This window comes from Mycobacterium sp. E136, assembly GCF_001666865.1.
GTDB lineage: Bacteria > Actinomycetota > Actinomycetes > Mycobacteriales > Mycobacteriaceae > Mycobacterium.
Genome location: NZ_LZJE01000179.1, coordinates 1 through 12785 on the forward strand (window position 1 = coordinate 1; position 12785 = coordinate 12785).

Sequence of the window (12785 nt, forward strand, 5' to 3'; positions counted from 1 at the left end):
ACGTCGGCTGCATCAACATCCCCGCCCCGTAATCACTAGCTAGCTACATCTAGCGCCCAGCCACGCGGCGCACGCTCACCGGGAGCGTGCGCCGCGTTGCTTCTGCGCGTAGGGGACTCTCTCAATTCACTTGTGTTTCTTTGGTTTCAGTGGTCACAAATGGGGTTTGGCTGTCAGTGGGTCGAACTAGTGTTCGGGTATGGCGGCGGAGCAGATCAGCCAACGGATCACGGCGATGGACCGCGAGCTGTCCGCGCTGGTCGCTGAGTCGTTCGACACCTTGAGCACCGCTGAGCAGTTGGCGTTGACCGCCCAGTGGGAGACCTTCACGCGCCGCCAAGCGATGGTGGGGCACCGGCTGGTGGCCGGGTTGCAGGGCGCGCCGTTGGCGGAGGTGGGGGAGCACAGTGTGGCCGGCGCGTTGACGGTGTTGTTGCGGATCTCCAAGGCTGAGGCGACCCGGCGGGTGGCTGAAGCGGCGGAGTTGGCGCCGCGGCGGGCGATGACCGGCGAAACCCTGGAACCGGAGTTGGCGCACACGGCCGCCGCGGTAGAGAAGGGCCTGGTGGGGGCCGAGCATGTGCGGGTGATCCGGCGGTTCTTCACCAAGGAAATCCCCGCCTCGACACCGTTTGACGTGCGTGAGGCCGCCGAAGCCCAACTCGCGGAGTTGGCCTGCAAGCACACCCCGGAGGAGTTGCGGGCGGCCGGGCAGCGGTTGGCGGCCTATCTGAACCCCGACGGGGACTTCTCCGATGAGCTGCGCGCGGCGCAGCGCTGGCTGCGGTTGGGTCGTCAACGCCTCGACGGGATGAGTGAGCTACGCGCCCAGATCGATCCGGCGACGCGGGCGGCGCTCGAAGCGGTGCTGGCGGTATGGGCGGCCCCGGGCAGGAACAATCCCGACGGCGACCAGCCTGACGCGGATCAGCCCGATCCTGCTGCCGAGCCTTCGGCGGAGGCGGTGCGCTCCGATACCCGCACCAGCGGGCAGCGCAACCACGACGCCCTCGGGGCGATGTGTCGGGCCCTGCTGACCTCGGGCCAGCTCGGCGACCAGAATGGGGTGCCGGCCACGCTGCTGATCACCACCACCCTGCAAGAACTCGAGTCCGGCACGGGGCATGCGGTCACCGGTGGCGGGTCGCTGCTGCCGATGAGTGACGTGATTCGCCAGGCGACGGCGGCGCATCCGTATCTGGCGGTCTTCGACAAGGCCACCGAGCAGCCGTTGTTTTTGGGGCGGGGGCGCCGGTTGGCGTCCAAGGCGCAGCGGTTGGTGTTGTTCGCCAAATACCGCGGCTGCACCCGCCCGGGCTGCACGGCCCCGGCCTATCAATGCCAGGTCCATCACGCTAACGGCGACTGGGCTGCTGGTGGGCGCACCGACATCACCGACCTCACCCTGGCGTGCGGGCCCGACAACCGCCGCGTCACACCCGGCGGGTGGCGCACCCGCAACCGCAAAGACGGGCGCACCGAATGGCGACCCCCACCCCAACTCGACACCGGCCAAGCCCGCACCAACAACTACCACCACCCAAACCGCTACCTCATCGACGAGCACACCGACGGCGCCGACGACGACGAAGCGGACTGTCCCGACCCTGACGACACCAACGACGATGGGAAGGGTTGCGACAGCGATAGTGGGGACGTCGCTTGAGTTACCTCAGCCGTAACCGCCTGTCTAGCTTGGCGTCTCGCTAATTCAGGCCGAGCGGCCGCGTTCGCTGCGGTATCGGCGTACCAGGGCGTCGGTCGACGAGTCCGACTGTTCGGTGGGATAGTCGTCGCCGGTGATGACCGGCAGCAGGGCCTTCGCCTGAGTCTTGCCGAGTTCGACGCCCCACTGATCGAACGAGTCGATACCCCAGACGACTCCCTCGGTGAAGACCTGGTGTTCGTACAGCGCGATCAACTGTCCCAGCACCGACGGCGTCAGCCGGGTCGCGAGGATCGACGTGCTGGGCCGGTTCCCCGGCATCACCTTGTGCGGCACCACATTCGGCGGTGTGCCTTCAGAGGCGATCTCGTCGGCGGTCTTGCCGAACGCCAGCACCTGAGTCTGCGCGAAGAAGTTGCTCATCAGCAAGTCGTGCATGCTGCCCTTGCCATCGGCGGTCGGCAGATCGTCTGTCGGCTGTGAGAATGCGATGAAATCGGCGGGTACCAGCCGCGTGCCCTGGTGCAGCAGTTGGTAGAACGCGTGCTGGCCGTTGGTTCCCGGCTCGCCCCAGAAGATCTCGCCGGTGCTCGTGGTGACCGGTGAACCGTCGGCGCGTACCGACTTGCCGTTCGACTCCATCGTCAGCTGCTGCAGATACGCGGCGAACCGAGCAAGATCGTTCGAATATGGCAGCACCGCACGGGTTTCCGCGCCGAAGAACTCGTTGTACCACAGACCGATGAGGCCGAGCAGCGCCGGCACATTCGATTCCAGCGGCGCCGTACGGAAGTGCTCGTCGACGATGTGAAACCCGGACAGGAACTCGGCGAACCGCTCGCGGCCGATGACCGCCATGACGCTCAAACCGATTGCGCTGTCGACCGAATAGCGGCCGCCCACCCAGTCCCAGAACCCGAACATGTTCTCGGTGTTGATGCCGAAATCGTCGACCAGCTTCCTGTTCGTCGACACCGCCACGAAATGCCGTGACACCGCGGCGTCGCCGAGCGCATCGGTCAACCAGCGCCGCGCCGCCGTCGCGTTGGTCAGCGTTTCGAGCGTCGAGAACGTCTTCGAGGCGACGATGAAAAGCGTTGTCGCGGGGTCGAGTCCGTCGAGCTTGGCCACCAGGTCTGCCGGGTCGACGTTCGACACGAAACGCGCCGAGATACCGGCATCGGCGTAGTGGCGCAACGCGAGCGTGGCCATCGCCGGTCCGAGGTCCGACCCGCCGATGCCGATGTTGACGACGGTCTTGATGGCTTCACCCGTCGCGCCCGTCCACTCGCCGCTGCGCAACCGGTCGGTGAAACCGCCCATCTTGTCGAGCACCTCGTGCACGTCGGCGACGACGTTCTGCCCGTCGACGACCAGTTCGGCGCCGCGTGGCAACCGCAGGGCCGTATGCAGAACCGCGCGATCCTCGGAGGTGTTGATGTGTACGCCGGAGAACATCGCGTCACGCTTCTGCTCCAGACGCGCGGCACGCGCCAGGTCCACCAGCAGCTTGAGCGTCTCGCGCGTCACCCGGTGCTTGCTGTAGTCGACGTAGAGGTCGCCGACCGTCGCCGCCAACTCCGTGCCGCGGGCCGGATCGTCGGCGAATAACTCGCGCAGGTGTTTCGCGCCCAGCTCGTCGTGATGCCGTTGCAACGCCTGCCACGCCGGAGTCGCGGCGATATCGGGTATCTGGTCGGTGTCGGCACTCATGAACACGACCCTAGTGCGGCGAAAAGGCCAAAGGTGTACAGAAGAGTTATGGATACCGCGAAGCTGCTGTCGTCAGTGCCCACCGGACTGTGGATCGGCGGTGAGGAGCGCGAGGCGTCCTCCACCTTCGACGTGCTCGACCCTTCCGACGACCAGGTGCTGGCCTCAGTCGGCAACGCGACAGCCGACGATGCGATCGCCGCGCTCGATGCGGCCTGTGCGGTGCAGGCGGAGTGGGCGGCCACCGCGCCGCGCGAACGGGGCGAGATTCTGCGCGCGGTGTTCGAGAAGATCCGCGAACGCGCCGAGGACATCGCCACGCTGATGACCCTCGAGATGGGCAAGGTGCTGCGCGAGAGCATGGGCGAGGTCACCTACGGCGGCGAGTTCTTCCGGTGGTTCTCCGAGGAGGCGGTGCGCGTTGCCGGTCGCTACACGCACAGCCCCGCGGGCAGCGGTCGCGTCCTGGTCACCAAACAGCCCGTCGGCCCCTGCTACGCGATCACGCCGTGGAACTTCCCGCTGGCGATGGGCACCCGCAAGATCGGGCCCGCGTTCGCCGCGGGCTGCACCATGATCGTCAAGCCCGCGCAGGAGACGCCCTTGACGATGCTGCTGCTGGCCAAGCTGATGGACGAGGCCGGCCTGCCCAAGGGCGTGCTGTCGGTGCTGCCGACGAAGAGCCCCGGGGACGTCACCGCCGCGCTGATCGACGACGGCCGGCTACGCAAGCTGACCTTCACCGGGTCGACCGGCGTCGGTAAGGCACTGGTCAAACAGTCCGCCGACAAACTGCTGCGGACGTCGATGGAACTCGGCGGTAATGCCCCGTTCGTCGTGTTCGACGACGCCGACGTGGACGCCGCCGTCGAGGGCGCGATCCTGGCCAAGATGCGCAACGGTGGCGAGGCGTGCACCGCGGCCAACCGCTTCCACGTCGCCAACTCGGTGCGCGATGAGTTCACCGACAAACTGGTCAAGCGGATGAGCGAGTTCACCCTCGGCAAGGGAGTCGACGAGTCGGCCACCCTCGGGCCGCTGATCAACGCCAAGCAGGTTGCCACGGTCGAGGACCTGGTCTCCGACGCCGTATCGCGGGGTGCGAAGGTCGCGATCGGCGGGGTGGCTCCCGGCGGGCCCGGCAACTTCTATCCGGCCACGGTGCTCGCCGACGTGCCCGCCGACGCCCGCATCCTCAAAGAGGAGGTGTTCGGCCCCGTCGCGCCGATCACCGGATTCGACACCGAGGAGGAGGGCATCGCGGCGGCCAACGACACCGAGTACGGGCTGGCGGCCTACATCTACACCCAGTCGCTCGACCGCGCGCTTCGCGTGGCCGAGGCGATCGAATCGGGCATGGTCGGCATCAACCGCGGGGTGATCTCCGACCCCGCCGCACCGTTCGGCGGCGTCAAGGAATCCGGTTTCGGCCGCGAGGGCGGATTCGAGGGCATGGAGGAGTACCTCGAGGTCAAGTACATCGCGTTGACGAAGTAGCTCGACACGCCGCCGCGCCTGCGCCCGCACGTCCGCTCGCGCGGGCAAGATTTCGCAAGTGAATGCGCGTCGCTCCGTCGCGCCCGCTGATCGCCGCCCGCTGTCAGTACGTCCCTCCTCGCGCGCGCATCGGCGTGGCGAGATCCCCGCCCTCGACGGCATCCGTGCCGTCGCCGTCGCCCTCGTGCTCGCCGACCACGGCGGCATCCCGGGCGTCGACGGAGGCTTCCTCGGGGTCGACGTGTTCTTCGTGCTCAGCGGATTCCTGATCACCTCGCTGCTGCTCGACGAGCACTCCCGCACCGGCCGAATCCGCCTGCGGGACTTCTGGATCCGTCGCGCCCGCCGCCTGCTGCCCGCGCTGCTGGTGATGGTGCTCGCCGTCGTGGCGGCGCGTGAGTTCTTCTCGACGGAGGCGATCGCCAACCTGCGCGATGACGCCGTGGCCTCGTTCTTCTGGGTGGCCAACTGGGCGTTCGTCGCGCAGCGCACCGACTACTTCTCCCAGGGCGCACCGCCGTCGCCGCTGCAGCACACCTGGTCGCTCGGGGTGGAGGAGCAGTACTACCTGATCTGGCCGCTTCTGCTGATCGCCGTCGCGTTCGTCTTCTGCCGGCGCAGCCCGACGCATCTACGGTGGGCCGTGTTGGGCCTTGCCACGGCCGGTGCGGTCGCGTCGGCCGCCGCGGCGATCGTCTTCGTCGGCGACGAAACGCTGAACCGGGTCTACTTCGGCACCGACACCCGCGCGCAGGCGCTGCTCGTCGGTGCCGCGACGGCCGCCCTGCTGGTGCGGGACTGGACCACGGTGACGCTCGCCGGGCCGGTGATCAGAACGCGGTGGCTGCGGTGGGTCGCCCGGGGCGTCTCCGTAGTCGGCGTCGTCGTGTTGGGCTTCGCGGTACACATGGCGACCGGCAGCGTCGGCGACTTCCACAAGGGGCTGCTGATCATCGTCGCCCTGGCCGCCGCCGGCGTGGTCGGCGCGGTCGCGCTGGACCAGGACGGCCCGGTCGCGCGCGTGCTCGCATGGCGGCCGCTGGTGTGGCTGGGCGCGATCTCGTACGGCGTCTACCTGTGGCACTGGCCGATCTTCCTGGCGCTCAACGGCGAGCGCACCGGCTGGTCGGGCTGGTCACTGTTCGCGCTGAGATGCGGCGCGACGGTCGCGGTGGCGGCGCTGTCGTGGTGGCTCCTCGAACAACCGATCCGGCGGTGGCGACCGGTGATCGTGCCGATGCTGCCGTTGGCGGGTGCGACGGCCGCGACGGCAGCGGTGATCACGATGACCGTGCTGCCGGTCGGGGTGGCGCCCGGCGGTCCAGCGCTGGAGGAGCCCAGCATCGACTCCGCCGCGCTGATCGCGCCGGAGGTGCCGGTCGAGGTGCAACGCCCGACGGCTCGCGATCCCGGCACCAGGACCGTCGCGGTGTTCGGCGACTCCGTGGCGTGGACGCTGATGCGCTACCTGCCCGATATACCGGGCATGGCGTTCACCAACCACACGATGATCGGATGCGGCATCGCGCGCGGCGGACCCTACCGCTACGTCGGGCAGACGCTGAACCAGAAACCTGAATGCGATTCGTGGCCGAGCAGGTGGTCACAGCGCGTCAAGAGCGACCGACCCGACGTCGTGCTGCTGGTCGTGGGGCGCTGGGAGGTCGTCGACCGGATGAACGAAGGCCGGTGGACGCACATCGGCGAGCCGACGTACGACGCGTATCTGCGCTCCGAACTGAACCGCGCGCTCGACATCCTGTCCTCGACGGGCGCGCGCGTCGTCGTCACGACCGAGCCGTACAACCGCCGCGCCGAGAAACGCGACGGCAGCCTGTACCCGGAGGACGATCCCGACCGGGTCGACGACTGGAACGCGTTGCTGCGCAGCGCGGTCAAATACCGCCCGAACGTCACCGTGCTGGACCTGAACCGCAAGCTCGGCCCGAACGGCGGCTACACCAACTGGATCGACGGTATCCGCATTCGCAGCGACGGCGTGCACCCGACACCGGAGGCCGTCGAGTGGCTGACGCCGTGGCTGACCGACGCGCTGCGCTGAGGGTCAGTGGCCGAGTCGGCCGCGGCCCAGTCGCAGCAACAGCATCGCGAGGTCTTTGCCCTCGGGGCCGAGTTCGCTGTAGCGCTCGATGACCTTCATCTCGCGGCTGTGAACCAAGCGTGTTCCACCGGAGGCCATCCGGGCCTGACCGATCATCTTGGACACCTCGGTACGGCGCTTCACGGCCGCGAGGATCTCGGCGTCGAGCCGGTCGATCTCCCGGCGGAGGTCATCGATATCAGGCACAGTCTCGGTTTCGGTCGTCATGGGATTTCACCGCCTCGTTGTGTGGGTTCTGGTCTCGTCCGGGTCCTGGCCTCACACAAGAGACGAGCCGCGGATCCGGGACCGCGGGGCTCTCACAGAAGCTGCTAGACCACGGGTACCGCACAGCGGCACCCGTAGCTAAATCGCTGTTTGCTGAGCACAGGACAAAGTGTGCCACCAAACGTCGGGCCAGCGCAAAGCCCATGCGCGGTTCGACAGTGGGACGGATGCGCGGTTCGGGCGCAGGCGTGTCCCTGTGCAGCGGTAAGTTCGACACTGACATGAGTGCACCGAACACGATCGCACCGAACGGGGCCACCGAATCAGACTCCCTGCTCGACGGGCTGAACCCACAGCAGCGCCAGGCCGTCCTCCACGAGGGCTCGCCGCTGCTCATTGTCGCGGGCGCCGGCTCCGGCAAGACGGCTGTGCTCACTCGACGGATCGCCTATCTGCTCGCCGCCCGTGACGTCGGCGTGGGGCAGGTGCTGGCCATCACGTTCACCAACAAAGCCGCCGCCGAGATGCGCGAGCGTGTGGTGGGCCTCGTCGGCCCGCGTGCCCGTTCGATGTGGGTGTCGACGTTCCACTCCACCTGCGTGCGGATCCTGCGCAACCAGGCCTCCCTCATCAAGGGCCTGAACTCGAACTTCTCGATCTACGACGCCGACGACTCACGCCGCCTGCTGCTGATGATCGGCAAGGACATGGGCCTGGACACCAAGCGGTATTCGCCGCGGTTGCTGTCCAACGCCATCTCCAACCACAAGAACGAGCTGGTCGGCCCGGAGCAGGCGGCTGCCGAGGCCGCGGAGGCGGGCGAGGAACTGCCCGGCATCATCGCCGAGGTCTACGGCGAGTACCAGCGCCGCCTGCGCGCGGCCAACGCGCTCGACTTCGACGACCTGATCGGCGAGACGGTCGCTGTGCTGCAAGCGTTTCCGCAGATCGCCCAGTACTACCGGCGGCGGTTCCGGCACATCCTCGTCGACGAGTACCAGGACACCAACCACGCCCAGTACGTGCTGGTGCGGGAACTCGTGGGGACGGCGGCCTCGCAAGATGACCCGGCCGGGGTGCCGCCTGCCGAACTGTGCGTCGTGGGCGACGCCGACCAGTCGATCTATGCGTTCCGCGGTGCGACGATCCGCAACATCGAGGATTTCGAACGCGATTATCCGAACGCGACAACCATTCTGCTGGAACAGAATTACCGCTCGACGCAGAACATCCTCAACGCCGCGAACGCAGTGATCTCCCGCAACGCCGGCCGCCGCGAGAAGCGGTTGTGGACCGACGAGGGGGAGGGCGAGCTGATCGTCGGCTACGTCGCCGACAACGAGCACGACGAGGCGCGATTCGTCGCCCAGGAGATCGACACGCTCGTCGACGGCGGGCTCAATTACAGCGATGTGGCGGTGTTCTACCGCACCAACAACTCCTCGCGTGCGCTCGAAGAGGTTTTCATCCGTGCGGGCATCCCGTACAAAGTCGTTGGGGGCGTTCGCTTTTATGAACGCCGGGAGATCCGCGACATCGTCGCCTACCTGCGGGTGCTGGACAATCCCGGCGACTCGGTGAGCATGCGTCGCATCCTGAACACCCCGCGCCGCGGCATCGGTGACCGCGCCGAAGCGTGCGTCGCGGTGTACGCCGAGAACACTGGGCTCAGCTTCAACGACGCACTGCAGGCGGCCGCCGAGGGCAAGGTGCCGATGCTCAACACCCGTGCCGAGAAATGCATCTCGGCGTTCGTCGAGATGCTCGACGATCTGCGCGGCCGCCTCGACGGTGAGCTGGGCGAGTTGGTCGAGGCTGTGCTCGACCGCACGGGCTACCGCGCCGAACTCGAGTCGTCGAGCGATCCGCAAGACCTCGCGCGGTTGGACAACCTCAACGAGTTGGTCAGCGTCGCCCACGAATTCAGCACCGACCAGGCCAATGCGCAGGCGCTCGCCGAGGAGGAGACCCTCGACGAGGACATTCCCGACACCGGCGTGCTGGCGCAGTTCCTGGAGCGGGTGTCACTGGTGGCCGACGCCGACGAGCTTCCCGAGCACGGCGCCGGTGTCGTCACGATGATGACGCTGCACACCGCCAAGGGCCTCGAGTTCCCCGTCGTGTTCGTGACCGGCTGGGAGGACGGCATGTTCCCGCACATGCGGGCGCTGGGGGATCCCGCCGAGCTGTCCGAGGAACGCCGGCTGGCCTACGTCGGCATCACCCGGGCGCGACAGCGGCTCTACCTCAGCCGGGCCAAAGTGCGTTCGTCGTGGGGTCAACCGATGCTCAACCCGGAATCGCGCTTCCTCAAAGAGATTCCGCAGCACCTCATCGACTGGCGGCGCACCGACCCGACTCCGTCGTCGTTCAGCGCGCCTGTGAGCGGTGCGGGACGCTTCGGAACCCCGAGGCCGTCGCCAACGCGGTCCGGCGCCGGTAAACGGCCGCTGCTGGTGCTCGAGCCCGGCGACCGGGTCACGCACGACAAGTACGGGTTGGGCCGCGTGGAGGAGGTGAGTGGTGTCGGCGAGTCGGCGATGTCGCTCATCGACTTCGGCAGCTCCGGTCGAGTGAAGCTGATGCACAACCACGCGCCGATCACCAAGCTCTAGCCGGAGCGTTCCCAGCGTCCCGTGGCGGGCAGGGCGGCAAAGACGATGCTCGCCACCGGCAACAGCGGGATCGCGTAGACGACGGCGGGCAGCTTCGCACCCGCGACGAACAGGCTGGAGAAGATCAGCAGCGCCACCATCGCACCGACCATGACCAACAGGCGGCTCACCCACCGGCGCAGCAGCAGGCCGATGAGCCCGGCGATGAGGGCGGCGGCAGAGATCGCGGTCAGAAAGCCGATCGCGACGCAGAACAGTTGGTCCGAGCGCCACCATCCGGTGATCAGGTCGGTGGCGATGACGGCGGTGGTCCACCCGGTCAGGATGCTCGCCACCGCGGTTGCGATCGCGGTCTTCGGGCTGGCGGCCGGCGACACCGCGACCGGCCTGGCGCGCGAAATGTAGGTGGTGTCCGGCGCGGCCCGGTCGGACATCTGGGTCGGCCCGCCGATGTCGGACATCTGAGTCGGCCCGCCGATGTCGGACATCTGTGTCGCGCCGCTGGTGTCCACCATCTGCGTGGGCGGATCCGCGATCGGAATCGCTCCGGTCGGATGGCGCCGGATGATGCTGGTCTTCGGTTCCTGACCGGTCGGGATCTCTCCGGAAGGGTGACGACGAATGATGCCCGTGTCGGCGCTCGACGGCGCTCGGCGTGTCAGATCGGAATCGTCGTCGCTGGCCACTCAGCCAGAGTAGTTGCCGAGGGACAGGCCGCGTTTGGCCAGCCAACCCACCGGGTCGACACGATCGGTGCCGTTGAGGTGTACCTCGAAATGCAGGTGCGGTCCGGTCGAGTTGCCGGTGTTGCCCATCTTGGCGATCTGGTCACCGGCCCACACCCGCTGGCCGACCTCCACCTGCCACGCGCTGAGGTGGCCGTACAGCGTCACGGTGCCGTCGGAGTGACGCAGCTTGACCATGTTGCCGTAGCCGGCGTACGGGCCTGCCGAGATGACCACGCCGTCGGAGGCGGCGAGCACCGGGGTGCCGATCGAGTTGGCGATGTCGACGCCGCCATGCAGCGCGCCCCACCGGTAGCCGAAGCCCGACGTCCACACGCCCTTGGTGGGCATCACGAACATCGGCCGCTGCAGCCGGGCCTCGCGTTCCGCACGTTCCTGCGCGAACGCGGCGGCCTTCTGAATCTCCTCGGTGTGCAGCGTCGAGCTGGCGGCCGGCGTCACCGCGACCACCTGCATACCGCCCGTCGACCCGCTGATCGGATTGGCGAGCGCGGTCTGGTCGGCGGCCAGCACGGTCTCCGAGGACTTCTCCTGCGTCGCGTTGGCCATCGAGTAGGCGCCCGCCGCCGTCGCCCCGACCGCCATCGCGGCGACCATCAGACGGCCCTTGACGGGGACTTCCTGCTTGCGGTGCGCCGGCGTGCGGGTGCCGATCCGGATGACGTCGGTGGCGGCCATCCCGTCGCTGGTGTCGGTGTGGCTGTCGCGGTAGGCGTGTGAACGGCGCGCGTGGCGCGGACCCGCCGCGAACTCCGTGGGCACGGCCAGGCGCAGCGGAACGAGGTCGTCGGTGTCGGTCAGATCGTCGAGCTCGGGAGCGCGGATGACCTGGGCTTCGCGGTCGAAGGCGCTGTTCTCACGAAAATCGATGTCATCGAGATCGCCGAACTCATTGAACGGAATGATGTCGGTGACTTCCGACGGGGATTCGCTTACGCGGCGGCTGATTTGCCGATTCGTCGACGATCTGCGATGAGATCCGGACGAACGGTGCGAAGCCAACCTGGAAAATCCTTGCCTGTCGGGATGCCTGTCGTGACCAAAGCGTTATCGAGACCAGAGGCACGTTAACCAAATCCGGATGACGGCTGCAACCCGAGAGACTATTCCACGCGCGATTGTGACTTGTATCACTGAAATACGGCGGTGAGATCTACCACATGAGCGGTGGGCGGTGCCAACGCGTTTTGAGCGTGTGGATAAAGTTCCTCCGAGCCTTCGGCCCAAACTCCGCAATCGACGCGCTAGAGACAGTGAGCTAATGGATCTCTTCGAATACCAGGCGAAAGAGCTCTTCGCCAAGCACAACGTGCCCACCACACCCGGACGGGTGACCGACACCGCCGAGGACGCCAAGGCCATCGCCGAGGAGATCGGCAAGCCTGTGATGGTCAAGGCGCAGGTCAAGACCGGCGGCCGCGGTAAGGCCGGCGGCGTGAAATACGCAGCCACCGCCGATGACGCGTTCACCCACGCGCAGAACATCCTCGGCCTCGACATCAAGGGCCACATCGTCAAGAAGCTGCTGGTGTCCGAGGCCAGCGACATCGCCGAGGAGTACTACATCTCCTTCCTGCTCGACCGGGCGAACCGCACCTACCTGGCCATGTGCTCGGTCGAGGGCGGTATGGAGATCGAGGAGGTCGCCGCGACCAAGCCGGACCGGCTGGCCCGGATCCCGGTCGACGCCACCAAGGGCGTCGACGAGGCCTTCGCGCGCGAGATCGCCAAGAAGGGCCACCTGCCCGAGGAGGTGCTCGACGCCGCCGCGGTGACGATCGCCAAGCTGTGGGAGGTCTTCGTCGGCGAGGACGCCACGCTGGTCGAGGTCAACCCGCTGGTGCGCACCCCCTCCCGCGGTGGCGACGATCCAGGCCAGATCCTCGCCCTGGACGGCAAGGTCACCCTGGACGGCAACGCCGACTTCCGTCATCCCGAGCACGCCGAGTTCGAGGACCGCGACGCCACCGATCCGCTAGAGCTCAAGGCCAAGGAGCACGACCTCAACTACGTCAAGCTCGACGGCGAGGTGGGCATCATCGGCAACGGCGCCGGCCTGGTGATGTCGACGCTCGACGTGGTCGCCTACGCCGGTGAGAACCACGGCGGCGTCAAGCCCGCCAACTTCCTCGACATCGGCGGCGGCGCCTCGGCCGAGGTGATGGCCGCGGGCCTCGACGTCATCCTCAACGACTCGCAGGTCAAGAGCGTGTTCGTCA

General features: G+C 67.4%; 8 protein-coding genes and 1 pseudogene. 5 read left to right on the plus strand and 4 right to left on the minus strand.

The features are described 5' to 3' along the window. Window positions 1-199: 199 nt before the first annotated feature. Window positions 200-1666, plus strand: coding sequence for an HNH endonuclease signature motif containing protein (locus A5698_RS11965; RefSeq protein ID WP_068296825.1), 1467 nt, complete (start codon window positions 200-202; stop codon window positions 1664-1666). Between the two features lie 45 nt (window positions 1667-1711). Here the strand turns inward: A5698_RS11965 and pgi are convergent, their stop codons facing one another. Beyond that, window positions 1712-3379 (minus strand): glucose-6-phosphate isomerase, encoded by a 1668-nt coding sequence (gene pgi, locus A5698_RS11970; protein WP_068296832.1) that lies wholly within the window; start codon window positions 3377-3379, stop codon window positions 1712-1714. A 48-nt stretch (window positions 3380-3427) separates the two neighbouring features. On the opposite strand from pgi, the gene A5698_RS11975 reads away from it, so the two are divergent. Both A5698_RS11975 and A5698_RS11980 read left to right on the plus strand, forming a co-directional pair. After that, on the plus strand, window positions 3428-4876 hold the full coding sequence (locus A5698_RS11975) for an NAD-dependent succinate-semialdehyde dehydrogenase (RefSeq protein ID WP_067087041.1): 1449 nt from the start codon (window positions 3428-3430) through the stop codon (window positions 4874-4876). 58 nt (window positions 4877-4934) lie between these two features. Further along, window positions 4935-6938 carry an SGNH/GDSL hydrolase family protein gene (locus A5698_RS11980; RefSeq protein WP_502688910.1) on the plus strand — a complete coding sequence of 668 codons (2004 nt, stop codon included), beginning with the start codon at window positions 4935-4937 and terminating at the stop codon, window positions 6936-6938. Window positions 6939-6941: 3 nt separating this feature from the next. Here A5698_RS11980 and A5698_RS11985 read toward each other — a convergent pair. After that, window positions 6942-7260 (minus strand): annotated as a pseudogene (locus tag A5698_RS11985) (chorismate mutase). 226 nt (window positions 7261-7486) lie between these two features. Here A5698_RS11985 and pcrA point away from each other — a divergent pair. Continuing rightward, window positions 7487-9820, plus strand: coding sequence for a DNA helicase PcrA (gene pcrA, locus A5698_RS11990; protein WP_068296836.1), 2334 nt, complete (start codon window positions 7487-7489; stop codon window positions 9818-9820). On the opposite strand, the gene A5698_RS11995 is transcribed toward pcrA, so the two are convergent. Next, window positions 9817-10506, minus strand: a complete 690-nt coding sequence (locus tag A5698_RS11995) for a hypothetical protein (RefSeq protein ID WP_068296827.1) — start codon at window positions 10504-10506, stop codon at window positions 9817-9819. The two genes, pcrA and A5698_RS11995, sit on opposite strands and share 4 nt — an antisense overlap. After that, a complete protein-coding gene (locus A5698_RS12000) occupies window positions 10507-11568 on the minus strand; it encodes a M23 family metallopeptidase (RefSeq protein ID WP_067087049.1) in 1062 nt (353 codons plus the stop codon). Window positions 11569-11827: 259 nt separating this feature from the next. On the opposite strand from A5698_RS12000, the gene sucC reads away from it, so the two are divergent. Then, the coding region (sucC, locus tag A5698_RS12005; protein WP_068296829.1) for an ADP-forming succinate--CoA ligase subunit beta at window positions 11828-12785 on the plus strand (958 nt) is incomplete at its 3' end.